Annotated in this window: 23 protein-coding genes; 22 read left to right on the top strand and 1 reads right to left on the bottom strand. The window is 64.2% G+C overall.

All coding sequences use genetic code 11. The features are described 5' to 3' along the window. Positions 1–125: 125 nt before the first annotated feature. The 12 genes from ABIB73_RS06605 (at position 126) to mmsB (ending at position 13,292) form a co-directional block, all read left to right on the top strand. On the top strand, positions 126–899 hold the full coding sequence (locus tag ABIB73_RS06605) for a ferredoxin--NADP reductase (protein WP_354222243.1): 774 nt from the start codon (positions 126–128) through the stop codon (positions 897–899). Positions 900–1,002: 103 nt separating this feature from the next. Further along, on the top strand, positions 1,003–2,745 hold the full coding sequence (locus tag ABIB73_RS06600; protein WP_354222242.1) for a fumarate reductase/succinate dehydrogenase flavoprotein subunit: 1,743 nt from the start codon (positions 1,003–1,005) through the stop codon (positions 2,743–2,745). A 30-nt stretch (positions 2,746–2,775) separates the two neighbouring features. Then, positions 2,776–3,009 (top strand): 4Fe-4S dicluster domain-containing protein, encoded by a 234-nt coding sequence (locus ABIB73_RS06595; RefSeq protein ID WP_008141081.1) that lies wholly within the window; start codon positions 2,776–2,778, stop codon positions 3,007–3,009. A 2-nt stretch (positions 3,010–3,011) separates the two neighbouring features. Beyond that, positions 3,012–3,989, top strand: coding sequence for a HEAT repeat domain-containing protein (locus tag ABIB73_RS06590; protein ID WP_354222241.1), 978 nt, complete (start codon positions 3,012–3,014; stop codon positions 3,987–3,989). Positions 3,990–4,101: 112 nt separating this feature from the next. Further along, positions 4,102–5,274 (top strand): fumarylacetoacetate hydrolase family protein, encoded by a 1,173-nt coding sequence (locus tag ABIB73_RS06585; protein WP_354222240.1) that lies wholly within the window; start codon positions 4,102–4,104, stop codon positions 5,272–5,274. A 256-nt stretch (positions 5,275–5,530) separates the two neighbouring features. Continuing rightward, positions 5,531–6,301, top strand: a complete 771-nt coding sequence (locus ABIB73_RS06580; protein WP_354222239.1) for a FadR/GntR family transcriptional regulator — start codon at positions 5,531–5,533, stop codon at positions 6,299–6,301. Positions 6,302–6,303: 2 nt separating this feature from the next. Continuing rightward, positions 6,304–7,230 carry a Gfo/Idh/MocA family protein gene (locus ABIB73_RS06575; RefSeq protein ID WP_354222238.1) on the top strand — a complete coding sequence of 309 codons (927 nt, stop codon included), beginning with the start codon at positions 6,304–6,306 and terminating at the stop codon, positions 7,228–7,230. Between the two features lie 2 nt (positions 7,231–7,232). Beyond that, a complete protein-coding gene (locus ABIB73_RS06570) occupies positions 7,233–8,312 on the top strand; it encodes an aldose epimerase family protein (RefSeq protein ID WP_354222237.1) in 1,080 nt (359 codons plus the stop codon). Then, positions 8,312–9,190, top strand: a complete 879-nt coding sequence (locus ABIB73_RS06565) for an SMP-30/gluconolactonase/LRE family protein (RefSeq protein WP_354222581.1) — start codon at positions 8,312–8,314, stop codon at positions 9,188–9,190. The genes ABIB73_RS06570 and ABIB73_RS06565 overlap by 1 nt, the downstream gene beginning before the upstream one ends. A gap of 72 nt (positions 9,191–9,262) precedes the next feature. After that, positions 9,263–10,336 carry a multiple monosaccharide ABC transporter substrate-binding protein gene (gene chvE / locus ABIB73_RS06560; RefSeq protein ID WP_354222236.1) on the top strand — a complete coding sequence of 358 codons (1,074 nt, stop codon included), beginning with the start codon at positions 9,263–9,265 and terminating at the stop codon, positions 10,334–10,336. A gap of 191 nt (positions 10,337–10,527) precedes the next feature. Beyond that, entirely contained in the window at positions 10,528–12,105 is a 1,578-nt protein-coding gene (gene mmsA / locus ABIB73_RS06555) for a multiple monosaccharide ABC transporter ATP-binding protein (RefSeq protein WP_354222235.1), read from the top strand. Next, positions 12,102–13,292 carry a multiple monosaccharide ABC transporter permease gene (mmsB, locus tag ABIB73_RS06550; protein ID WP_354222234.1) on the top strand — a complete coding sequence of 397 codons (1,191 nt, stop codon included), beginning with the start codon at positions 12,102–12,104 and terminating at the stop codon, positions 13,290–13,292. The genes mmsA and mmsB overlap by 4 nt, the downstream gene beginning before the upstream one ends. A 121-nt stretch (positions 13,293–13,413) precedes the next feature. On the opposite strand, the gene ABIB73_RS06545 is transcribed toward mmsB, so the two are convergent. Further along, positions 13,414–13,752 (bottom strand): hypothetical protein, encoded by a 339-nt coding sequence (locus ABIB73_RS06545; RefSeq protein ID WP_354222233.1) that lies wholly within the window; start codon positions 13,750–13,752, stop codon positions 13,414–13,416. 177 nt (positions 13,753–13,929) lie between these two features. On the opposite strand from ABIB73_RS06545, the gene ABIB73_RS06540 reads away from it, so the two are divergent. The 10 genes from ABIB73_RS06540 (at position 13,930) to ABIB73_RS06495 (ending at position 24,971) form a co-directional block, all read left to right on the top strand. Continuing rightward, positions 13,930–14,589: an HAD family hydrolase gene (locus tag ABIB73_RS06540; RefSeq protein ID WP_354222232.1), complete on the top strand. Its 660-nt coding sequence runs from the start codon at positions 13,930–13,932 to the stop codon at positions 14,587–14,589. A gap of 6 nt (positions 14,590–14,595) precedes the next feature. Continuing rightward, positions 14,596–15,546 carry a sugar-binding transcriptional regulator gene (locus ABIB73_RS06535; protein WP_354222231.1) on the top strand — a complete coding sequence of 317 codons (951 nt, stop codon included), beginning with the start codon at positions 14,596–14,598 and terminating at the stop codon, positions 15,544–15,546. A gap of 317 nt (positions 15,547–15,863) precedes the next feature. Beyond that, the gene (locus tag ABIB73_RS06530) at positions 15,864–17,177 is read left to right on the top strand and encodes an ABC transporter substrate-binding protein (protein WP_354222230.1); all 1,314 of its coding nucleotides are present in this window, start codon (positions 15,864–15,866) and stop codon (positions 17,175–17,177) included. A gap of 89 nt (positions 17,178–17,266) precedes the next feature. Beyond that, positions 17,267–18,139, top strand: coding sequence for a carbohydrate ABC transporter permease (locus ABIB73_RS06525; protein ID WP_354222229.1), 873 nt, complete (start codon positions 17,267–17,269; stop codon positions 18,137–18,139). Between the two features lie 3 nt (positions 18,140–18,142). After that, the gene (locus ABIB73_RS06520) at positions 18,143–18,973 is read left to right on the top strand and encodes a carbohydrate ABC transporter permease (protein ID WP_354222228.1); all 831 of its coding nucleotides are present in this window, start codon (positions 18,143–18,145) and stop codon (positions 18,971–18,973) included. 15 nt (positions 18,974–18,988) lie between these two features. Beyond that, positions 18,989–19,996, top strand: coding sequence for an ABC transporter ATP-binding protein (locus ABIB73_RS06515; protein ID WP_354222227.1), 1,008 nt, complete (start codon positions 18,989–18,991; stop codon positions 19,994–19,996). A 31-nt stretch (positions 19,997–20,027) separates the two neighbouring features. Further along, positions 20,028–20,801, top strand: a complete 774-nt coding sequence (locus tag ABIB73_RS06510; protein ID WP_354222226.1) for an SDR family NAD(P)-dependent oxidoreductase — start codon at positions 20,028–20,030, stop codon at positions 20,799–20,801. Positions 20,802–20,839: 38 nt separating this feature from the next. Further along, the gene (locus tag ABIB73_RS06505; protein ID WP_354222225.1) at positions 20,840–22,486 is read left to right on the top strand and encodes an FGGY-family carbohydrate kinase; all 1,647 of its coding nucleotides are present in this window, start codon (positions 20,840–20,842) and stop codon (positions 22,484–22,486) included. 5 nt (positions 22,487–22,491) lie between these two features. Continuing rightward, positions 22,492–23,427 carry a carbohydrate kinase family protein gene (locus ABIB73_RS06500; RefSeq protein ID WP_354222224.1) on the top strand — a complete coding sequence of 312 codons (936 nt, stop codon included), beginning with the start codon at positions 22,492–22,494 and terminating at the stop codon, positions 23,425–23,427. A 122-nt stretch (positions 23,428–23,549) separates the two neighbouring features. After that, a complete protein-coding gene (locus ABIB73_RS06495; protein ID WP_354222223.1) occupies positions 23,550–24,971 on the top strand; it encodes an amidase in 1,422 nt (473 codons plus the stop codon). The last annotated feature ends 82 nt before the right edge of the window (positions 24,972–25,053 follow it).

Here is a 25,053-nt window from a genome sequence, read left to right as displayed (position 1 = left end):
TGCCTGCTCTTCAATCATCGCTCGCGAAATGTGAAACTAATCGACCGGAAATTTCAGTTCGACATTGCCGGAATCCCGTCCGTCCTCAACCTTGCATCCAACCGCGAAGCAAGGAGAGACGACGGATGAGCGCATTTCAGAAGGAAACGGTCTTGTCGGTCAGGCACTGGACCGAGTCCCTGTTCAGCTTCCGCGCCACGCGCGATACCGGCTTCCGCTTCCAGAACGGCCAGTTCGCGATGATTGGCCTCGAGGTCGACGGCCGTCCGCTGCTGCGCGCCTACAGCATGGCGAGCGCCAATCACGAGGAAGAGCTCGAGTTCTTCTCGATCAAGGTTCAGGAGGGCCCGCTGACCTCGCGCCTCCAGAAGATCAGGGAGGGTGACATCATCCTGGTCGGCCGCAAGGCGACGGGCACGCTGATCACCGGCAATCTCATTCCGGGCAAACGGCTTCTGCTGCTTTCGACCGGCACGGGGCTCGCGCCGTTCGCCAGCCTGATCAAGGACCCCGACGTCTACGAGAATTACGAGACCATCGTGCTGGCTCATGGCTGCCGCCAAATCTCCGAGCTCGCTTATGGCGAGCACTTGGTCGATGGTCTGCGCAATCACGAATTCTTCGGACCCTTGATCCGCGACAAGCTCGTCTACTACCCGACCGTGACCCGCGAGCCGTTCAAAAACCGCGGCCGCATCACCGACCTGATCGCTTCCAACCAGATGTTCGACGATATCGGGCAGTCGGGCCTCGATATCGAGACGGATCGCATCATGCTGTGCGGCAGTCCGGCAATGCTCGAGGAGCTCCCCGCGATGTTTTCCGCGCGCGGCTTTGTCGAGGGCAATCACAGCCAGCCCGGCCATTTCGTGATCGAGAAGGCTTTCGTCGAGCGCTGAGGACAAATCGCTCTCCGGCGACAACTAATTGCTATCGCCGAAAAGCCCCCTGAACAAATCTGATGCAAAGGCGCCGGAGCTGCCGGCGAACCAGGAGCAAGCGATGGCACTAGATCAGATCGTCGACGGACTTTCGGAGGTTTCCTGCGATGTGCTGGTGATCGGCGGCGGCACCGCCGGCCCGATGGCGGCGCTCAAGGCGAAGCTGAAGAACCCGAAGGCCAACGTCGTCCTGCTCGAAAAAGCCAACGTCAAGCGCTCCGGCGCGATCTCGATGGGCATGGACGGGCTGAACAACGCCGTCATCCCCGGCTACGCGACGCCGGAGCAGTACACCAAGGAAATCACCATCGCCAATGACGGCATCGTCGACCAGAAGGCGGTCTATAAATACGCCCAGAACTGCTACAAGATTATCGAAGAGCTCGACAGTTTCGGCATCCGCTTCCTGAAGAACGAAAACGGCGACTATGCCGTCAAGAAGGTGCACCATATCGGCACCTACGTTCTGCCGATGCCGAACGGCGAGACAGTGAAGAAGGCGCTGTACCGTCAGCTCCGCCGCGCCCGCATCCTGATTTCCAACCGCTACATGGCGACGCGGCTGCTGAAATCCAGCGACGGCCGCATCGCCGGTGCGATCAGCGTCAACACCCGCACCGCGGAGATCCTGGTGATCAAGGCGAAGGCCGTGATCCTGTGCATGGGCGCCGCCGGCCGGCTCGGTCTGCCGACCTCCGGCTACATGTTCGGCACCTACGAGAATGCCGCCAATTCCGGTGACGGCTACGCGATGGCCTATCACGCCGGCGCCGCGCTCGCGAACCTCGAATGCTACCAAATCAACCCGCTGATCAAGGACTATAACGGCCCGGCCTGCGCCTATGTCGCCGGTCCCTTCGGTGCATTCACCGCCAACAACGAGGGATCGCGCTTCATCGAGTGTGACTACTGGTCCGGCCAGATGATGCTGGAATTCTACAACGAACTGTTGTCGGGCAAGGGCCCGGTGTTCCTTCAGCTCAAGCATCTCCATCCGAACACCATCGAGGAGATCGAGTCGACCCTGCACAAGGTCGAGCGGCCGACGCGCGGCCTGTTCCAGCAGGGGCGCGGGGTCGACTACCGCAACGAGTCGATCGAGATGCACATCTCCGAGATCGGCTTCTGCTCCGGCCACAGCGCCTCGGGCGTGTTCGTCGACGACAATGCGCGCACCACCGTGCCCGGCCTCTATGCCGCTGGCGACATGGCCAGCGTGCCGCACAATTACATGCTGGGCGCCTTCACCAATGGCTCCGTCGCCGGCATCGACGCCATGGAATTTGCTGATAACCACGACTTTGCGGAGTTCGATGCCGCCGAAGTCGCCATGGAGCGCGACCGCGTGATGGCGCCGACCCAGCGCGAGGACGGCATTCCGCCGAACCAGGTCGAGTACAAGACCCGCCGCCTCGTCAACGACTATCTCCAGCCGCCAAAAGTCACGCGCAAATACGAGCTCGGCATGCGCCGCCTCGCCGAGGTGCGCGAGGACATGCAGGAACGGATGATCGCGCGCAACGCCCACGAACTGCTCCGCGCGCTCGAGGTGCAGTCGATCATGGACTGCGCCGACATGGCTGTGCATGCCTCGCTCTACCGCGAGGAAAGCCGCTGGGGCCTCTACCACTGGCGCACGGATTTCCCGGAGAAGGACAACGAGAACTGGTTCTGCCACACCCTGCTCAGCAAGCAGGACGGCAAGATGACCAGCGAGAAGCGCGCGGTCGAGCCCTACGTCGTGCCGATCGCCGACGACGAGAAGGACCTCTACGACAAGCAGCGCATCCGCGCCACCGCCTGATCCACCGTAACAAGCAATAGGAGAAATACGATGCCTCTCGCTTCCTATCAGACATCGGTTCCGGTGGTCGTCGACGACGCCAAATGCATCGCCGACAAGGGCTGCACCGTGTGCGTCGACGTCTGCCCGCTCGACGTTCTGCGCATCAGCGACATGACCGGCAAGGCCTACATGGCCTATGACGAATGCTGGTACTGTATGCCCTGCGAGGCGGATTGCCCGACCGGCGCCGTCACCGTCAACATTCCCTATCTGTTGAGGTAGTCATGGCGAGCCCGTTCGAATCCTACGACGATCTCGAAGACGCCGACGAGCGCCTTCAGGCCGCCGACCCCGCCGAGCGCCGCGTCGCCATCATCGCGCTCGGCCATTCCGGCGATCCAGCCGCCGTCGGCCATCTCGCCAACATGGTGGCCGATCCCGACGCCGGCGTGCGCCAGCAGGTTGCGATGGCGCTCGGCGAGTTCGACGGGCCGGAATCTGCGAGCGCGCTGGTCAAGCTATTGGTCGACCCCGAGAGGATCGTGGCCGCCGCTGCGGCCGACAGCATGGCCGAATTCAAGGACCCCGCCTGTGCTGACATCATCCTGCCACTGGTCAAGCACGCCCACGCCTTCGTCCGCATGGGCGCGTTGCGTGCGCTGAAGGAGCTGCGTAGCAAGGACACGCTCAAACCGGCGCTGGAAGCGCTGCAGGATTCAGATGCCGCCGTGCGCGTGCAGGCAATCGGCGTGATCGGCTTCCTCAAGCTGGAGGAATCGATTCCCGCGCTGACTGCGCTGATCAACGATCCCGATGCGCATGTGCGTCGTGCTGCCGTGAGCGCGCTCGCCTTCTCGCAGATGAAGCCGGCGGCCGAGACCATCACGCGCGCGCTGAAGGACGCCGACTGGATGGTCCGCGAGATGGCTGCGGAAACACTGGGGTTGAACGTCAACGGTTCGCTCGCCGCCGACCAGCTCGTCGGCTCGCTCGCCGACGAATTCTGGCAGGTGCGGCTGAAGGCGATCCGCAGCCTCGGCAAGATGAAGATCGAGCGCGCGGTGCGCCCGATCGGCAATTGCATCAACCACGACCAGGCCAATTTGCGGAAAGAGGCGGCTGCCGCGCTCGGCGAGATCGCCCATCCCGACGGCGAAGCGTTCCTGGCCGTCATCGCCGACGATGCCGACCCCGATGTGCGCAAGAACGCGCGCTGGGCGCTCCAGCAGATCGTGGCCCGAAAGGCGCGGGCGGGGGCATAGCTGCGAGACGGGCTGCCGCTCTGGACTTCCGGAACCAGACGTTTATTGGTCTTCGCCAACGTGATTGGCCGCTGCGAACGCGGCTGATCGGAGAAAGAGCGAGGACGCGGCCATGACGACACTTTCTGTTAAAGACCTTCTCCCCGAGGATGGAACGAAGGGGACGCTGGTTGGCCGCGTCTGGCTGCCGCAGGCAAACGGCCCGGCCGTGGTTGCCGTGCGCGGCGACGGCGTGTTCGACGTCACCGCGAAATTTCCGACGATTAGCGCACTTTGCGAGGAAGACAATCCGGCCAAGGCGCTTGTCGCGACCAAAGGCGAGCGCATCGGCGATCTCGAGGCGATCGTGGCCAACACGGCGCCCGACCAGCGCGATCCGAAAAAGCCATGGCTGCTCGCGCCGGTCGATCTCCAGACATTGAAGGCGGCCGGTGTCACTTTCGCCATCTCGATGCTGGAGCGTGTGATCGAGGAGCGCGCCAAGGGCAATCCGGCTTCGGCCGAAGCGATCCGGAAAGAGGTGACGCGGCTGATCGGCGACGATCTGTCAAAGCTCAAGCCGGGCTCGGACCAGGCGATGCACTTGAAGCAGGTGCTGATCGATCAGAACGCCTGGAGTCAATATCTCGAAGTCGGCATCGGCCCCGATGCCGAGGTCTTCACCAAGGCACCGACCTTGTCCTCGGTCGGCACCGGCATGGATGCCGGGCTGCATCCGAAGTCGACCTGGAACAATCCGGAACCGGAGCTGGTGCTGTTCGTCTCGAGCTGCGGCAAGATCGTCGGCGGCGCGCTCGGCAACGACGTCAATCTGCGCGACTTCGAGGGACGTTCCGCGCTGCTGCTCTCGAAGGCCAAGGACAACAACGCCTCCTGCTCGATCGGGCCGCTGCTGCGCCTGTTCGACGATAGCTTCACGCTCGACGACGCGCGCAGGCTGGACATCAGCCTGAACGTGAAGGGGGCGGACGGTTTCGTCCTCGACGGCCATTCCTCGATCAGCATGATCAGTCGTGATCCCACCGACTTGGTCGAGCAAACGATCGGCAAAGTGCACCAATATCCCGACGGCTTCGTGCTGTTCCTCGGGACCATGTTCGCGCCCGTCAAGGATCGCGAAGCGCCGGGGCAGGGGTTCACGCACAAGCGCGACGACATCGTCACGATCGCGGCCCCTCAGCTCGGCAAGCTCGTCAACCGCATGCGGACCAGCGACGAGTGCGAGCCCTGGACCTTCGGCATCGGCGCGCTGATGAAGAACTTGGCGCAGCGGAAGCTGATCTAGCTTCTTCGCCTCTCGCCGCAAGCGGGGCGAGGGAGCGCACCTTCATCTTCGCGTTGTATCGGCGGAACAAAATCGCGTTGAACGTGTCATAGGGTAGCTATGTCGCTGGCGCGTGATCTCGCGCTAATAGTCAGATAATATGACTAGTCAGTCTCCAGCTTCCGTGAAATAGTGGCCCAAAATGCCCCACGAGGGCGTTATGTGGGTGCCATATTACCAAAATCGGGCGCTCACCAATATTTGGGAGAGGCGTCGCATGAACTCGCGCATCGTGGTCATCCCGACCAAACGAGCGCATTCCAACCACGCCGAAGTGGCGCGATCGATCGGCGTCGACATCATCGCCGGCCGCTACGCGGAGGGGACGCGGGTGCCCGGTGATGCCGAGCTGACCGCGATGTTCGGCGTATCACGGCCAGTGCTGCGGGAGAGTGTCAAGACGCTGGTCGCCAAGGGCCTGCTCACCACCAAGGCGCGGGTCGGCACCGTCGTGCGCGAGCGTGCCGCCTGGAACATGTTCGACGCCGACGTGCTGGCCTGGCATCTGGACGCCGGCATCGACAAGCGCTTCCTCAACGACCTCGCCGAGATCCGTCTCGCGGTCGAGCCGCGGGCGGCGGTGCTAGCGGCGGCGCGGCACTCGGAGGAGGATATTGCCGAGATTCGCCGCAGCATGGAGCGCATGCGCCTGGAAGCTTCCGATTCCGTCGGCTTTGCCGACGCCGATCTCGCGCTGCACGTCGCGGTGGCGCGGGCGTCCGGCAATCTGTTCATGCGCTCGATCGGGCATGTCATCGAGGCTGCCTTGCGCGCCTCGTTCCTGCTCAGCGCGCCTGTCGAGCCGGAGGACCGCGACACCGTGTTGCTCTGGCACCAGAAGATCGTCGATGCGATCGCGGCTGGCGATGCCGAGACCGCCTCGGAGGCGATGGTCTATGTCATTCACAACGGCATGCGCCGCCACGAGGGCACCGTGATCGAGACTGCCACGGGCGAGGCTTTGCCGTTAGCGGATACTGGAGAATAAGTGTGACTGAACTTCGCATCGCCATCGTCGGTTTTGGCAAGATCGCGCGCGACCAGCATGTCGGTGCGATCGCCGCGACGTCGGGCGCGGCGCTCGCGGCCGTTGCAAGCCGCAATGCCTCGCTGCCGGGGCTGCCGCATTTCGCGACCATCGAGGAATTGCTGAAAAAAGGGCCGCCGATCGATGCGGTCTCGCTCTGCACGCCACCGCAGGTGCGGCGCGCGCAGGCCGCGACCGCACTCGCCGCCGGCAAGCATGTCATGCTGGAGAAGCCGCCAGGCACCGGCGTCGCCGAGCTCGATCCGTTGATCGCGATGGCGGCGGAGACAAAGCGCACGCTGTTTGCGACCTGGCATTCGCGTTATGCGCCGGCGGTCGAGCCGGCACGGCAATGGCTCGCGGAGCGCCGGATCACCGCCGTGCACATCAGCTGGAAGGAAGACGTCCGCGTCTGGCATCCCGGGCAGACCTGGATCTGGGAGCCGGGCGGGCTCGGCGTGTTTGATCCCGGCATCAACGCGCTCTCGATCCTGACCCGCATGCTGCCGAAACCGGTGTTCGTCACCTCTGCCGAGCTTGCGTTCCCCGCCAATTGCCAGGCGCCGATTGCCGCGAACCTGACGCTGGCCGACATCGATGGCCTGCCGATCACCGCCGAATTCGACTTCCGCCAGACCGGACCGCAGAGCTGGGATATCGTGGTGGAAACCGACCAGGGGCGGATGGCGTTGTCCGGCGGCGGCAGGCGTATGGCCGTTGACGGCAAGGCCATTGCCGAGGCGCCCGATCAGGAATATCGCGAGCTCTACCGCCGCTTTGTCGAACTGGCCAAGACCGGCGCAAGCGATGTCGATCTGGCACCGCTCCGTCTCGTCGCGGACTCCTTCCTGCTCGGCAGGCGCACGATCGTCGAACCGTTTGTGGATTGAAGATGGCCGGCTCAAAAAAAATAGAAAAAGACGTCTTTGGAAAGTTGCCGGACGGCCGCACCGTGGAGCGCATCGTGCTGCGCGGGGAGGGCGGGTTCGAAGTGCGCATCATCACCCATGGCGCGGTGATCCAGGCGCTGATCGCGCCGGATGCCAAGGGCGGCTATGACGATGTCGTGCTCGGCCATGACGCGTTCGCCGGGTATCTCGCCGAACGGAAGTTTTTTGGCGCCACGGTCGGCCGCTACGCCAACCGCATCGCCCAGGGGCAGTTTTTGCTCGACGGCGAGACAGTGCAGCTTCCCGTCAACAACGGCCCGAACGCGCTGCATGGCGGGCTGGACGGGTTTGACCGCAAGCTCTGGGAGGTTGCCGAGATCGACGACGGCGCCGCGCCCGCGGTGACGCTCACTTATGTCAGCGCGCATGGCGAGGAGCATTATCCGGGACGGCTCGATGTGCGCCTGACCTATCGCATCACAGCCCCGACCGAGCTGTCGCTGAGCATGGAGGCGCGGACAGACCGGCCGACCATCGTCAACCTGACCAACCACAGCTTCTTCAATCTGGAAGGCGCAACGTCCGGCACGCCCATTCTCGACCACGGACTGATGGTCGCGGCCGAGCATTTTCTCGCCATCGATCCGACCGCCATTCCGCTGCCCGGGCCGCCGCGCGCGTTGGCCGGCACGCCGTTCGACTTCCGCAACGCGCGTCCCGTCGGCGAACGCATCCGCGAAAACGATCAGCAATTGCGTAACGGCAAGGGCTACGACCACACCTACTGCCTCGGGCGCGACGGCAAGCTGGCGCTCGCCGCCCGGCTGGAGGCGCCGCGCTCGGGGCGGATCATGGAGCTCCTCACCGATCAGCCCGGGCTTCAGGTCTATTCCGGCAACTATCTCGACGGCACGATTGCGGGCAAGGGTGGCAAGCTCATCCGGCAATCGGACGCGATGTGCCTCGAGCCGCATATCTGGCCGAACGCGCCGAACCGGCCGGATTTTCCGAGTCCGCGCCTCGATCCCGGCCAAGTCTATCGCCATCACACGGTCTATCGTTTTGCAGTGAGGGCGTCATGATGGAAGAGGTGCCGACCTCCGTTCTCTCGGCCGAGCATTGCCATCTCGGCGAAGGCCCGACCTATGATACGACCACCGATACCGCCTGGTGGTTCGACATCCGCGAAGGCCGACTGTTCGAGGCGCATCTCGGCAGCGGCAGCATCCGTGTTCATGCGCTGGGCCGGATGGCGAGCGCGCTCGGGCGCATCGATGCCGAGCGGCAGTTGATCGTGGCCGAGGACGGTCTCTACATCCGCACGCTCGCCGACGGTGCGATGACGCTGTTCTGTTCGCTCGAAGCGGATAATCCCGCCACGCGCTCCAATGATTGCCGCGTGCATCAGTCCGGCACGTTCTGGATCGGCACCATGGGCCGCAAGGCCGAGCCAGGCGCAGGCGCGATCTACGCGCTCCATCGCGGCAAGATTTCGATGCTGTTTCCCCGCATCAGCATTCCCAACTCGATCTGCTTCTCGCCGGATGGCGCGACCGGCTATTTCACCGACACCGTGCGTGCGGTGCTCTACGCGGTTCCGCTCAATCCCGCGACCGGCTTGCCGCGCGCCGAGCCCGAGGTGTTGCTGCGCCACACCGGGATCGGCGGGCTCGATGGCTCGGTGTGCGACGCCGACGGGCAGATCTGGAATGCCTGCTGGGGCGCTGGCCGCATCGATGTCTACAGCCCGCAGGGCGAGCGCCTGCGCTCGCTGCGCGTGCCGGCGCGACAGGCGAGCTGCCCGGCCTTTGTCGGGACCGATCTGTCGCGCCTGCTCGTCACCTCGGCCTGGCAGGACATGGACGCTGCGACGCGCGCCGCCGATCCGCAAGCCGGCTGCACCTTTCTGTTGGAGGCATCCGCGCGCGGTCGCGCGGAGCCCGACGTCAAGCTCGCATAGGAGATCAAAACAGCCCACGACCAACGTTCTCGACGAAACCAAGAAACAGTCTGACACATAAGGGAGTGAAACATGCTGAAACTGAAGACGACATTCCTCGCGCTGGCGCTGGCCGGCGCTGCGACGATGGCTTCGGCCATCACCGCCTCTGCCCAGGACAAGGCGACCGTCGGCATCGCCATGCCGACAAAATCCTCGGCGCGCTGGATCGATGACGGCAACAACATGGTCAAGGTGCTGAAGGAGCGCGGCTACAACACCGATTTGCAATATGCCGAGGACGACATTCCGAACCAGCTCTCGCAGGTCGAGAACATGGTGACCAAGGGCGCCAAGGCGCTGGTGATCGCCGCGATCGACGGCACCACGCTCTCGGACGTGCTGAAGCAGGCCAAGGCCAAGGGCATCACCATCATCGCCTATGATCGCCTGATCCGTGGCACGCCGAACGTCGATTATTACGCGACCTTCGACAACTTCCAGGTTGGCGTCTTGCAGGCGCAGTCGATCGAGAAGGGCCTCGGGCTGAAGGAAGGCAAGGGTCCCTTCAACATCGAGCTGTTCGGCGGCTCGCCCGACGACAACAACGCCTACTTCTTCTACAACGGCGCGATGAGCGTCCTGAAGCCGTACATCGACAGCGGCAAGCTCGTCGTCGTCTCCGGCCAGATGGGCATGGACAAGGTCGCGACCTTGCGCTGGGACGGCGCCACGGCGCAGGCCCGCATGGACAATCTGCTCAGTGCCTACTACGGCAACAAGAAGGTCAACGCGGTGTTGTCGCCGTATGACGGCCTCTCGATCGGCATCATCTCCTCGCTGAAGGGCGTCGGCTACGGCAGCGCCGACCAGCCCATGCCGATCATCAGCGGCCAGGATGCCGAGGTGCCCTCGATCAAGGCGATGCTGCGCGGCGACCAGTATTCGACCATCTTCAAGGACACCCGCGATCTCGCCAAGGTGACCGCCGACATGGTCGACGCGGCGCTCGCCGGCAAGCAGGTCACCGTCAACGACACCAAGACCTACGAGAACGGCGCCAAGACCGTGCCGTCCTATCTGCTCAAGCCGGTCGTGGTCTACAAGGACAATTGGGAGAAGGTTCTGGTTGAGAGCGGCTACTACAAGAAGTCGCAATTCCAGTAAGACTCTCTCTTCTCCCTCTCCCCGTTCTTACGGGGAGAGGGAGCTCTTTAGGAGGGACGAACGTATGTCCATATGCTCGTCATGCCCGGGCTTGTCCCGGGCATCCACGCCCCTCCTCGCAAGCGGTGGCACGTGGTTGGCCGGGACAAGCCCGGCCATGACGACGTGGAAAAGTCCGGGGGTATGATCCAATGACTGCAATGCTGGAGATGCGCAACGTCAGCAAGAGCTTCGCCGGCGTGCAGGCGCTGCGCGACGTCAACTTCTCGGTCGACGCCGGGCAGATCCACGCCCTCGTCGGCGAGAACGGCGCCGGCAAATCCACGCTGATGAAGGTCCTGAGCGGCGTCTACCCCCATGGCAGCTACGAGGGCACCATCGTCTTCGACGGAGAGGAGCGCCGCTTCCGCGACATCAACGATTCCGAGGCGCTCGGCATCATCATCATCCATCAGGAGCTGGCACTGATCCCGCTGATGTCGATCGCCGAAAACATCTTCCTGTCGCATCCGCCGTCAAAACTCGGCGTGATCGATCGCGACGAGGTGTACCGGCGCACGCGGGAACTGCTGGCGCAGGTTGGCCTGAAGGAATCGCCTGATACGCTGATCACCGATCTCGGCGTCGGCAAGCAGCAGCTGGTCGAGATCGCGAAAGCGCTCTCCAAGCGCGTGCGGATGCTGATCCTCGACGAACCGACCGCGAGCCTCAACGAGGCCGACAGCGCCGCGCTGCTCGAACGTCTCATGAAATTCCGCGCGCAGGGCATTGCCTCGATCCTCATCTCGCACAAGCTCAACGAGGTCGCCCGCGTCGCCGACCATATCACCGTGCTGCGCGACGGCCGCACCGTCGACAGCATCGATTGCCATATCGAGCCGATCCAGGAAGACCGCATCATCCGCAGCATGGTCAATCGTGATCTCGCCCATCGCTTTCCCGAGCGCAGCGCGAAAATCGGCGAGCCCGTGCTCGATGTTGCGAACTGGTCGGTCTATCACCCGATCCACCCCGAGCGGCAGGTGATCAAGAATGTCAATTTCGGCGTGAAGCGCGGCGAGGTCGTGGGTATCGCCGGGCTGATGGGCGCCGGCCGCACCGAATTCGCTATGAGCCTGTTCGGCCGTTCCTGGGGCACCAATATCAGCGGAGCCATCCGGCTCGAGGGCAGGGAGATCGTGCTGCCGAACGTGGCGGCAGCAATCGATGCCGGCCTCGCCTATGTCACCGAGGACCGCAAGCAGCTCGGCCTGATCCTCGCCGATGACGTCCGCAAGAACATCACGCTCGCCAGCCTCGACCAGGTCGCGCCCGGCCGGGTGATCGACGATATCGCCGAGCTGAAGATCGCCAGCGACTACCGTAACCGCATGCGCATCCGCTGCTCGGACGTCTACCAGGAGACCGGCCAGCTCTCCGGCGGCAACCAGCAGAAGGTGGTACTGTCGAAATGGCTGATGACCGATCCCAAGGTCTTGATCCTGGACGAGCCGACACGGGGCATCGACGTCGGTGCCAAATACGAGATTTACTGTATCATCAACGAGCTTGCGGAGGCTGGCCGCGGCGTCGTGGTGATCTCCTCGGAGATGCCCGAGCTGCTCGGCATCTGCGACCGTATCTGTGTCATGAACGACGGCGCCTTCGTCGGCGAGTTCCAGGGCACCGAGGCGACGCAGGAAAAGATCATGCGCGCCATCATGCGCAATGAAAGAAGCAATGGAAACGGCGCGCCTGAGGCCGCGGAGATGGGAGGATTGCAGCCATGACCGACAAGACGGTGTCGCTGCCCGAGGAGCGCCGGCACGGCAGCTTCATCAAGAACAATTTGCGCAACTACGGCATGCTGATGTCGCTGATCGCGATCATGCTGTTCTTCCAGGTCATGACCGGTGGCACGCTGCTCCAGCCGCTCAATCTCACCAATCTGGTGCTCCAGAACAGCTACATCGTCATCATGGCGCTGGGCATGCTGCTGGTGATTGTAACCGGCCATATCGATCTCTCGGTCGGCTCGGTCGCCGGCTTCGTCGGCGCGGTCGCCGCCCTGCTGATGGTGACGTACAAGGTCGACTACACGCTCGCCTTCATCGCCTGCCTCGTGGTTGGCGCGGCGATCGGCGCGGCGCAGGGCTATTGGGTCGCGTATTTCAAGATCCCGTCCTTCATCGTCACGCTGGCCGGCATGCTGGTGTTCAAGGGACTTGCGCTCGCGGTGTTGCAGGGCCAGTCGCTCGGGCCGTTCCCGCCGACGTTCCAGAAATTGTCGTCGGGCTTCATTCCGGAAATCCTGCCTGAGGCCGGTACGTTGCATCCGACCTCCATGCTGATCGGCGCCGTGCTGGCGTTGGGGCTGGTGTATGCCAGCGCCAAGAGCCGCACGCGCGAACTGTCGCATGGCATTGAGGTCGAGCCCTATGCGTTCTTCCTCGGCAAGAGCGTCGTGCTGGCCTGCGCGGTGCTGTACTTCACCTATCTGATCGCGACCTATCGCGGCCTGCCGAACGTGCTGGTGATCATGAGCGCCTTGATCGCGCTCTACGGCTTCGTCACCCGCCGCACCGTGATCGGCCGGCAGGTCTATGCGGTGGGCGGCAACGCCAAGGCCGCAAAACTGTCGGGCATCAAGACTGAGCAACTGACCTTCTTCACCTTCGTCAACATGGGCGTGCTCGCAGCCCTTGCGGGCCTCGTCTTCGCCGCGCGGCTCAACACCGCGACGCCCAAGGCAGGTTTGGGCTTCGAGCTCGACGTCATCGCCGCCTGCTTCATCGGCGGCGCCTCGGCCTATGGCGGCGTCGGGCGCGTCGGTGGCGCCGTGGTCGGCGCCATGATCATGGGCGTGATGAACAACGGCATGTCCATCCTTGGCATCGGCATCGACTACCAGCAGGTCATCAAGGGCCTGGTGCTGCTCGGGGCGGTGTGCATCGACGTGTACAACCAGCGGCGATAGTCGACGTCGTAGGGTGGGCAAAGGCGCCCTTGCGCCGTGCCCACCATCTCACGTCAACGTCGTACAAGGTGGTGGGCACGCTTCGCTTTACCCACCCTACGGCTGCCGAGATGATCTTCGCTCAGGGATAGCCAACGAAGCCGTTGATAGCGTGTTCCAACATACGCAACCCGCCGGCGGTGTACATCAGGAACGCCGGCGGAATCAGCGCCACGGGAACGAGCGCCACCGGGACCGACCAGCGCCGGTGCTGCCGGACCAGCTTTCTTGACGCCACGACGCAGAGTACTGGAACGATCAGGAACGTTGCCATGACCACGACGCTGTACGCGATGCCGTAATAGTCCCGATGCTGCGGGTCAAACTCGGCAGCAAATCCAGCCATGACCCACCCAAACCAGACCATCGCCAAACTAGCCAGCGATGCAATGATGTTGAGGATAGTGACCACCGTCTGCATTTGTGCTCCTCCTACGACACATGCTCGAATTTATCGTCGATCCCTCTGACTTCAATGCTGCCCGCACTCGGAGCAAGTCCGGCGAAGCAAGCCGAGAGAACGTGCAGTCTCGGCCGCGACGGAACCGCCATGGCGTGAGCTATTGCCCAGTTGCTGGGTATATGATCGAATGGCCGGATGGCAAACGGCCAGCCCGATCTGATCATCTTCGACTGCGACGGCGTGCTCGTCGACAGCGAGCTGTTGAGCTGTCAGTGTTTGTCGGAAGTGCTGGCGGAGTCCGGGTTTGAACTCAGCGTGGAGCAGGCGCTCGACCTCTTTCTCGGGCGCAGCACGGCTGCGATCGGACAATATTATCGCGAGCGCGGACAGATTCTGCCCGACGAATTCCTTCTGCGCCTGAAGTCACGCGTGCTCGGGACGTTTGGGGAAGCGCTTCAGCCGATCCCCGGTATAAACGCCGTGGTGTCCGCATTGAAGGTGCCGTATTGCGTGGCCTCGTCGAGCGATCTCGACAGGGTCGCACTGTCTCTGAACGTCACCGGCCTCGCGCCGCATTTCGGCGACCGGCTCTACACTGCGCAGATGGTCAAGCACGGCAAGCCCGCGCCAGACCTTTTTCTCTACGCGGCCGGGAAGATGCAGGTCGATCCTGCGCGCACCCTGGTCATTGAAGACAGCGTCAGTGGCGTGCAGGCCGCCAAGGCCGCCGGCATGACGGTCTGGGGATTTGTTGGCGGCGGCCATTATCGCGCGCGCGACGGCCGCGCTATATTGTCCGGCGCCGGGGCCGATCGGGTCTTCGCGCGCATGAGCGATTTCTGGAAGGACGCGTAGCCCGCCATGGCCGCCGAGAACGAAAAGTCCAGGCTCGACGACGCCGCGCGCGCCGGCTGGCTCTATTTCATTGCCGGCCATACCCAGGACGAGATCGCAAAAATGCTTCAGGTCTCGCGCGCGTCGGCGCAGCGGCTGGTGTCGCTGTGCCTCGCCGAGCGGCTGATCACCTTTCGCCTCGAGCATCCCATCGCGGCCTGCATGGAGTTGGCGGCGCGCCTGAAGGAGCGATTTGACCTCGCCCATTGCGAGGTGGTGCCGGCTGATCCTGCGGCGCCGCAGGCCACCGCCGGCATCGCCGAACGCTGCGCCAATCTGCTGGACGCGACGCTGCGCTCGGAGACGCCGGTCATCGTCGCGCTCGGCACCGGGCGCGCGGTGCGCGCCGCGGTCGAGCGCGTCACGCCGATCGACCGGCCCAATCACCAGATCGTTTCGCTGGTCGGCAACATCTCCGCCGACGGCTCGGCGAGCTTCTACGATACCGTCGGCCGGCTCGCCGATCGCACCGGTGCCCGGCATTATCCGATGCCGCTGCCGTTCCTGATGTCGTCGGAGGACGAGCGCAACAAGATGGTCCGCATCGAGCCGATCGCCAAGGTGAAGGCGGTCGCGGCCAAGGCCGACTTACGCCTCGTCGGCATCGGCCAGATGGACCAGAAGGCGCAGGTCCATGTCGACGGCTTCGTCACCCGCGACGAGTTGTTCGAGATGATGCGGCAGGGGGCCATTGGCGAGATCACCGGCTGGGCCTATGACGCCAAGGGGCGCCTGCTCAAGGCCGGCACCAACAAGCGTTTAACCAGCATTCCGCCGGAGGTGCCGGCGAAGACCACGACGATCGGTGCAGCAATCGGCGCGGCCAAGGTGCCGGCGATCGCGGCCGCGCTCAACGGACGGCTGATCAACGGCCTGATCACGGACGAGGCGACGGCAAGGGCCATTTTGGAACGCTGAGGGAGCTAGCGCGGCAACGGGACTCGGCTCCCTCTCCCGCTTGCGGGAGAGGGGTGGGCAGAGGGTCTCTCCACTGACGAGACTCCCCAAGAGGAGAAAACCCTCACCCGTATCGCATCTCCGATGCGATACGACCTCTCCCGCAAGCGGGAGAGGTGAAGCAAGCCGCGGCGCTTGTGCACACAATGTCTCCCGCACCGCAGCACTCATAAGTTGCCAAGACACCCGCGCGCCTGCTTGACAAGCGCCGTCCCTCGGTTGAACATACGCCCAACGCGTGGGCATATGCTCAAAAACGCGAGCTTAGGGAGGTCACCGTGAAACACGTCCTCGGCGCCGTCTGCGGCGCGTCTTGCCTGTTGCTGGCCGTCCCCGCGATGGCCGAAACGACCCTGACGATCGCCACCGTGAACAACGGCGACATGATCCGCATGCAGGGGCTGACCAGCGAATTCACCAAGGCGAACCCCGACATATCAGTGAAATGGGTGACGCTGGAGGAGAACGTGCTGCGCCAGCGCGTCACCACCGACATCGCCACCAAGGGCGGCCAGTTCGACGTGCTGACCATCGGCACCTACGAGGTGCCGATCTGGGCCAAGAAGGGCTGGCTGGTGCCGCTTGCCAATCTCGGCGCCGATTACGACGTCGCCGACCTGTTGCCGAAGATCAAGGACGCGGTTTCCGTCGACGGCAAGCTCTACGCCGCACCATTCTACGGCGAGAGCTCGATGATCATGTACCGCACCGACCTGTTCGAGAAGGCCGGCCTGAAGATGCCGGAAAAGCCAACCTGGGATTTCGTGATCGACGCCGCCAAGAAGCTGACCGACAAGAGCGGCGGCGTCTACGGCATCTGCCTGCGCGGCAAGGCCGGCTGGGGCGAGAACATGGCCTTCCTCTCGGCCATGGCCAATTCCTACGGTGCGCGCTGGTTCGACGAGAAGTGGGAGCCGCAGTTCAACACGCCGGAATGGAAGACGACGCTCACGACTTACGTCAATCTCATGAAGGACGCCGGCCCTCCCGGCGCGAGCTCCAACGGCTTCAACGAGAACCTGGCGCTGTTCAACGCCGGCAAGTGCGGGATGTGGATCGACGCCACGGTGGCGGCGTCGTTCGTCACCAATCCGAAGGACTCCAGGGTCGCCGACAAGGTCGGCTTTGCGCTCGCGCCCAACACCGGGCTCGGCAAGAACGCCAACTGGCTGTGGGCCTGGAATCTCGCGATCCCTGCCGGCTCCAAGAAGACGGAAGCGGCCGAGAAGTTCATCGCCTGGGCAACCAGCAAGGACTACACCAAGATCGTCGCGGCGAAGGATGGCTGGGCCAACGTGCCGCCGGGCACGCGGACCTCGCTGTACCAGAACCCTGAATATCTGAAGGTCGCGCCGTTTGCGAAATTGACGCTGGCCTCGATTGATGCGGCCGATCCGAACAAGCCGACGGTGAAGCCGGTGCCCTATGTCGGCGTGCAATACGCTGCCATCCCCGAATTCCAGGGCATCGGCACCCAGGTGGGCCAGCAATTCTCCGCCGCGCTCGCGGGATCGATGACGGTCGATGCCGCGCTCACCGCGGCGCAATCCTCCACCGAGCGTGAGATGAAGCGCGCCGGCTACATCAAGTGAACCCGAGCTCTCCCTGAGCTCCAACTTGCGGCCATCCACTCATCGCTTGATGGATGGCCGCCTTTCTTCCCCCAGCGGAGAAGCGAAGGATGGCAACCCGGCAGACGCAGATACTTGCGCGCTCGCTCCTGACCCCGGCCGTCGGGCTCCTGTTCATCTGGATGATCGTTCCGCTTGCGCTGACGCTCTATTTCTCGACCTTGCATTACAGCCTGCTCGATCCCGGCTCCGAGGCGTTCGTCGGTCTCGAGAATTTTCGCTACTTCCTCACCGATCCCGCCTTCCTCGCCTCGCTCCAGAACACGCTGGTGCTGGTCGGATCGGTGCTGGCGCTGACCATCCTGCTCGGCATTCCGCTGGCGCTGCTGATGGACCAGCCCGTGATCGGCCGCAACATCGTGCGGCTGATGGTGATCGCGCCGTTCTTCGTGATGCCCACGGTGAGCGCGCTGGTCTGGAAGAATCTCTTGATGCATCCGGTGTCCGGGCTGTTCGCCTGGATCGCCTCGGTGTTCGGGTTGACACCGATCGACTGGTTCACCGACGCGCCGCTGCTCGCGGTGATCCTGATCGTCGCCTGGCAATGGCTGCCGTTCGCGACGCTGATCCTGCTCACCGCGCTGCAATCGCTCGACGAGGAGCAGAAGGAAGCCGCCGAGATGGACGGCGCCAGCGCGGTCTCGGCCTTCATCTACATCACGCTGCCGCACCTCGCGCGGCCCGTCACCGTGGTGATCCTGATCGAGACCATCTTCCTGCTCACCGTCTTTGCGGAAATCTACGTCACCACGGGCGGTGGCCCGGGACTGTCGACCACCAACATCGCCTTCCTGATCTATTCGCAGGCGCTGATCCAGTACGACGTCGGCAGCGCGTCCGCGGGCGGCCTTGTGGCCGTCGTGATCGCCAACATCGTCGCCTTCTTCCTCGTCCGCATCGTCGGCCGCAACCTGGAGGCTTGAAGCATGGCGCGGATGGCAACGACGCAGCGGGTGGTGATATCGACGATCGGAGCGTGGTTCTTCGGCTTCCTGATCTTCTTCCCGATCCTGTGGATGGTGCTGGCGAGCTTCAAGACCGAGCTCGAGGCTTTCGCCATCCCGCCGTCCTTTCTGTTCTTCCACTGGACCACGGAAAACTACGCGACCGTGCAGGAGCGCAGCGACTACCTGCACCACGCGCTGAACTCGATCATCATCGCCGGCGGGTCGACGCTGATTGCGCTCTTGATCGCGATTCCTGCGGCGTGGTCGATGGCGTTTTCGCCGACCAAGCGCACCAAGGACATTTTGCTCTGGATGCTCTCGACCAAGATGATGCCGCCGGTCGGCGTGCTGGTGCCGATCTACCTGATCTTCAAGAGCTTCGGCCTGCTCGATTCCCGCATCGGCCTGGTCTTCATCCTCTGCCTCGGCAATTTGCCGATCGTGATCTGGATGCTGTTCACCTATTTCAAGGAGATCCCGCGCGACATTCTGGAGGCCGCGCGCATGGACGGCGCCACCATCGGCCGCGAGCTCGTCTATGTGCTGACGCCGATGGCGATCCCGGGCCTGGCGTCGACCATGCTGCTCAATCTGATCCTGGCCTGGAACGAGGCGTTCTGGACACTCAATCTGTCCACCTCGAGCGCGGCGCCGCTCACGGTGTTCATCGCGTCCTATTCGAGCCCGGAGGGGCTGTTCTGGGCAAAGCTGTCGGCGGCTTCCACGCTGGCGATCGCGCCCATTCTCGTCCTCGGTTGGTTCAGCCAGAAGCAGCTCGTGCGCGGGCTCACCTTTGGCGCTGTGAAGTAAAGGGGCTGCCGGATCATGGGTCAGATCACACTTCAGGACGTGCAGAAATCCTTCGGCCCCGTGCACATCATCAAGGGCGCCGATCTCGACATCGCCGATGGCTCCTTCGTGGTGTTCGTCGGACCATCAGGCTGCGGCAAGACCACGTTGCTGCGGCTGATCGCCGGGCTCGAGGACGTCTCCGGCGGCAAGATCCTGATCGACGGCAAGAACGTCGTCGACACGCCGCCGGCCAAGCGCGGGCTGTCGATGGTGTTCCAGTCCTATGCGCTCTATCCGCATATGAGCGTGCGCGGCAATATCGGCTTCGGCCTGAAGATGGCGGGCCTTTCCAAGGACGAGACCAACCGCAAGGTCGAGGCGGCCGCCGCGACGCTGAACCTCACGCCCTATCTCGACCGCAAGCCGCGCGAGCTTTCCGGCGGCCAGCGCCAGCGCGTCGCGATCGGACGCGCCATCGTCCGCGAGCCCAAGGCGTTCCTGTTCGACGAGCCGCTATCCAACCTCGACGCAGCCCTGCGCGTGCAGATGCGGATCGAGGTGACCCGGCTCCAGAAGCAACTCGGCACCACCGCGATCTATGTCACCCACGATCAGGTCGAAGCCATGACCATGGCCGACAAGATCGTCGTGCTCAATGGCGGCAAGATCGAGCAATACGGCTCGCCCTTGGACCTCTACGAGAAGCCCGCCAATCTCTTCGTCGCCGGCTTCATCGGCTCGCCAAAAATGAACCTCGTCACCGGCGAAGCCGCCTTGCAGAAGGGGGCGGCGACAATCGGCGTGCGGCCGGAGCATCTGAAGATCGACCGCGACGGCAGCGGCGGCTGGCAGGGAACGATCGCGGTTGCCGAGCATCTCGGCAGCGACACTTTCCTTTACGTCGATGCCGGGCCGCTCGGCATGCTGACGGCGCGCTACATCGGCGAATTGAGCCTGCATGCCGGCGATCACGTGTCGCTGGTGCCGGACCCCGCACGCATTCACCGCTTCGATAAGAGCGGCAACGCCATTCGAGGCTAACAAGAAACGGCAAGAAAACGGAAAGACCACCATGTACCTGGAAAAATTCAAGCTGAGCGGCAAAACCGCGTTCATCACCGGCGGCGGGCAGGGCATCGGCCTCGCCTGCGCCGAGGCGCTGGCCGAGGCCGGCGCCAGGGTCGTTATCGGCGACCGCGACAGCAAGGTCGCCGACAGTGCAAAAGCCGGTTTGAAGGCGAAAGGCTATGACGCCGAGACCGCGATCATGGACGTCACCGATACCAAGCGCGTGGCGGAAGTGGCGAACGACCTCGTCGCCCGTCACGGCAAGGTCGACATCCTCGTCAACAATGCCGGCATCGCCCGCAGCGAGACCCCGGCGGAGACCGTCACCGACGAGCACTGGCTCAACGTCATCGACGTCAATCTCAACGGTACCTTCTGGTGCTGCCGCGAATTCGGCAAGCACATGTTGAAAGCCAAGAGCGGCGCCATTGTCAATGTCGGTTCGATGTCCGGCTTCATCGTCAACAAGCCGCAGGAGCAATGCTTCTACAATGCGTCGAAGGCCGGCGTGCACCATCTGACCAAGTCGCTGGCCGCCGAATGGGGTGCCCGCGGCATCCGCGTCAATGCGGTGGCGCCGACCTATATCGACACGCCGCTCAATGCTTTCGTGAAAAGCACCCCGAAAATGTACGACGCCTGGATCGGTGGAACCCCGATGGCGCGAATGGGGCAGGTCGAGGAGATCGCCTCCGTGGTGCTGTTCCTCGCCTCCGAGGCCGCGAGCCTGATGACCGGCAGCATCGTGCTGGTGGATGGCGGCTACACTTGCTGGTAGGCTTGCGTCAAAATTGACGGAAGCGACCAGGAGCGACAATGCCGCGAGCGTATATCGGCGTCGACGTGGGGACCACGAGCACGCGGGCAGGGGTGTTTGACGAGGCCGGCACCCTGCTGGCCACCGCCCGGCATCCGATCCGGATCTGGCACGAGGCCGGCGACATCGTCGAGCAGTCGTCCTCCGACATCTGGGACGCCTGCGTGACATCGGTGCGGGCTGCGATGGCGGAAGCTGCGATCGCGCCTGACAGCGTCGGCGGCATCGGTTTCGACGCGACCTGTTCCCTGGTGGTGCTCGATCCCCGGGGCGAACCGGTCACTGTGAGCACTTCCGGCGACAAGCAGCGCAACGTCATCGTCTGGATGGACCATCGCGCCACGGCCGAGGCGCGGTTGATCAACGAGACCGAGGATGCGGTGCTGCGCTATGTCGGCGGCTCGATCTCGCCCGAGATGGAGATGCCGAAGCTGTTGTGGCTGAAGCGGCATCTGCGCGCGAGCTTTGACGCCGCCGGGCATTTTTTCGATCTGGCAGACTACCTGACCTGGCGTGCGACCGGCTCGCTGCAACGGTCGACCTGCACCGTCACCTGCAAGTGGAATTATCTCGCGCATGACGGTGGCGGCTGGAGCGCGCCGTTCTTCAAGCGCATCGGCCTGTCGGATTTCGTCAGCGAAAAATATGTCCGCATCGGTACCGAGATCGTCGCGCCCGGCACGCGGCTCGGCGCCGGCCTCACCCGCGCAGCCGCTGCCGATCTCGGCCTGTCGCCGGGCACGCCGGTCGGCGCGTCGCTGATCGACGCCCATGCCGGCGGCATCGGCGCGATCGGCGGTCGCGATGGACCGGGCGGGGCGACCGATGTCAGCGATCGCCTTGCCTACATCATGGGAACGTCGGCCTGCATCATGGCGACGACGAAAGAGCCATGCTTCGTGCCGGGCGTGTGGGGCCCTTATTATTCCGGCATGGTGCCGGATTTCTGGCTCAACGAGGGCGGCCAGTCGGCCGCGGGCGCGGCGATCGACCATCTCCTCAAGTCGCATCCGGGCTATGCCGAGGCGAGCGCGGCGGCGCGCAGCGAGGGCGTTGACCTCATCGAGTTCCTCGAGCGGCGCATCATCGCGCGCGCCGGCGATGCCAGCCGGGCCGCGCTGCTCGCCCGCGATATTCACGTCCTCCCGGAGTTTATCGGCAACCGCTCGCCCTATGCCGATCCCGATACGCGCGCGGTGGTCGCGGGCCTGGATCTCGACACCGATATCGGCGCGATGGAACGGCTGTTCGTCGCCGGCCTCTGCGGGCTCGCTTATGGGCTCGCCGAGGTGATCGAAGCCTTTGCCGCGCATGGCGTCCATTCCAGCATCATGATCATGGGCGGCGGCGCGAGCCGCAGCCCGCTGGTGCGGCAGATCATGGCCGATACCACCGGCCTCACCGTCGCGCTGCCGCAGACGAAGGAGCCGGTGCTGCTGGGCGCCGCGATGCTCGGCGCGGTGGCCGGCGGCGCCTATGCCTCGATCGGCGAAACCATGGCCAGGATGTCGGCGTTGGGACGCAAGAGCGAGCCGACCGCGCCCGACATGGCCGCGTTTCACGCCCGCAAGCGCGAGGTCTACAAGCTGCTGCGCGAGGTCGATCGCGGCAGCCGTGCTGCGATGCGCGATATCGCCAGAGGTTGAAACGGATGCTGATTTCCTGCGGCGACGCGCTGATCGATTTCGTGCCGACCCGAAACGCCGAAGGGCGCGAAGCAGTGATGCCGGCGGTCGGCGGCTCCTGCCTCAATGTCGCGATCGGCATGGCGCGGTTGGGCGCGTCGACCGGCCTTGTCGGCGGCATCTCGACCGACATGTTCGGGCGCATGATCGCCGACCACGCCGCAGCTTCCAATGTCGAGCTCGGTCTTGCCACCCGCAGCGATCACCAGACGACGCTGGCCTTCGTGCGCATCGTCGCCGGCGAGTCGCATTATGCCTTCTACGATGCCGAGACTGCGACGCGGAACTGGACCTATCGGCGCGGGTCGATTCTCTTCGACAGGGTTGAAGCGCTTCACGTCGGCTCGACCACGCTGGTCAATGACCAGGGCGCGGCCGAGACCAAAGCTCTGATCGCGGACGCGCGGCCGACGTCAACGATCTCCTTCGATCCGAATTGCCGGCCCAATCTGGTCAAGGACAAGCCGTCCTATCTTGCGCGCATGGCGGAGTTCGCAGCGAGTGCCGATCTCATCAAGATGTCGGATGTCGACTTCGCCTATCTCCATGGCGAGGAACCTTATCAGCAACGCGCGAGCGCGATGCTGGGGCAGGGCATAAGCCTCGTCGTGATCACCCGCGGCAACAACGGCGCCATCGCCTGGCACGCGGGAGCGGGACAGATCGAAGTGCAGGCGCCGCAGGTCGCGATCGCCGACACCATCGGCGCCGGCGACAGTTTTCAGGCGGCGCTGCTGTTCGCCCTGCACAAGCAGGGGCGCCTCGCCCGGCAGCAGCTGAAGGAGATCGGCGCTGACGAGCTCCGCCGCGTGCTGTCCTTTGCCGCCAACTGCGCCGGCCTGACCTGTACCCGCCCGGGCGCCGATCCGCCCTGGAGCCATGAGATCACTTGGAGCTGGTAGCCGGGCGCCCAGGCATCGCAATTTCCGGGATGTCCCGGTGAACTGTGGCCATGCGCCATCCGAAATGGACAGGATAGGCGCTCGCTGGCAAGGTCCGCGCGTCCTGATGCGAGCCTGTCCTGATGAGCAATGATCTCTGTCTCCTGTCCGCTACTGAACTGCGCGCGCGTATCGGCCGCAAGGAAGTCTCGCCGGTCGAGATTGTCAGCGCCGTGCTCGCGCGCGCCGAGGCGCTCCAGCCCGAGCTGAACTGCTTCATCACGCTCTGTGGCGACGAGGCGATGGCGCAGGCGCGCGAAGCCGAGCGCAAGGTGATGGCCGGCGAGCCGCTCGGCCTGCTGCATGGGCTTCCCGTCACCGTCAAGGACATCGTCAACACCAAAGGCGTGAAGACCACTTTCGGCGCCGTTCCCTACAAGGACAACATACCGACCGAAGATGCTGTCGCGGTTGCCAGGCTGCGCGCGGCAGGCGCGATCCTGATCGGCAAGACCACGACGCCGGAATTCGGCAGCAAATGCCTGACCGACTCGCCGCTGTTCGGCCGCACCCGCAATGCATGGAGCGCGGAGCGATCCTCCGGCGGCTCCAGCGGCGGCGCGGCGGTGGCGGTGGCGAGCGGCATCGCGCCGCTTGCGATTGCGACCGACGGCGGCGGCTCGACGCGGATTCCGGCCGCCTGCAACGGCGTGGTCGGGCTGAAGCAGAGCAACGGCGTGATCGCGCACAGCCAGGCGCTCGATGCTTTCGGCAACCAGACCTATGTCACGCCGATGACGCGCGATGTCGCCGACACCGCGCTGATGATGCAGGCGATGGCCGGCGAGGATGCCTGCGATCCCTGGTCGATCGGCGTCCCCGTACCTGACTTCATCGGCACCGCTCTGCCGCGCGGCGATTTGCGCGGGCAAAAAATCCTGTTCTGTGCCTCGCCCCCCGGGCGTCCGGTGTCATCAGATGTTGCAGCCAGCTTCAAGGCGAGCCTCGGTCGTCTCGCGGGCCTCGGCGCCGAGCTCGAGGAGTTTTCCGGCGAGGGCTTTGACATCGAGCCGATCTGGCGCGCCATCAACCACACGGTCTGGCGCACGCGTTTTGCGAAGCTGGTCGCCGAGCATGGCGATGCCCTGAGCGAGGCCTTCGTCAAGCAGGTCGCGCTTGCGACCAATGTCAGCGGCGTCGCCTATCAGGAGGCGATGTTCGCGCGCACCGCGCTGTTCCGTCGCGTGCAATCCCTGCTTGCGCGCGGGCATCTGCTGGCGATGCCGACCATCACCCGCACCGCGCTGCCGATCGACCAGGACCTGTTCGGCACCATCGAGATCGACGGCAAGCATTTTGACAGCGTCCGGCCGCACTGGTTCCCCTGGACCATGCCTTTCAACATGACCGGCCACCCGGCGATCAGCCTGCCCTGCGGCTTCGGCAACGATGGCCTGCCGATCGGGCTCCAGCTCGTCGGCCGTTTCCGTGCCGACGCCGAATTGCTGCGCGTCAGCGCGCTGTTCGAGGCCTCGCACGACCTGCTGTCCCGCCGGCCCGGCTAAGGGGTTGATGACATGCCGCAAAGGGCTTGCGTCCGGCGTCTGGACATGTTGATCGTGCCGCTTATGAGCCCTGAATCCGAGC

Origin of the sequence: Bradyrhizobium sp. F1.4.3 (assembly GCF_040548375.1) — a bacterium.
In the GTDB taxonomy this organism is placed as follows: Bacteria; Pseudomonadota; Alphaproteobacteria; order Rhizobiales; family Xanthobacteraceae; genus Bradyrhizobium.
The sequence above is the reverse complement of the archived record's forward strand: the minus strand, read 5'-3'. Positions and strand labels throughout refer to the sequence as shown.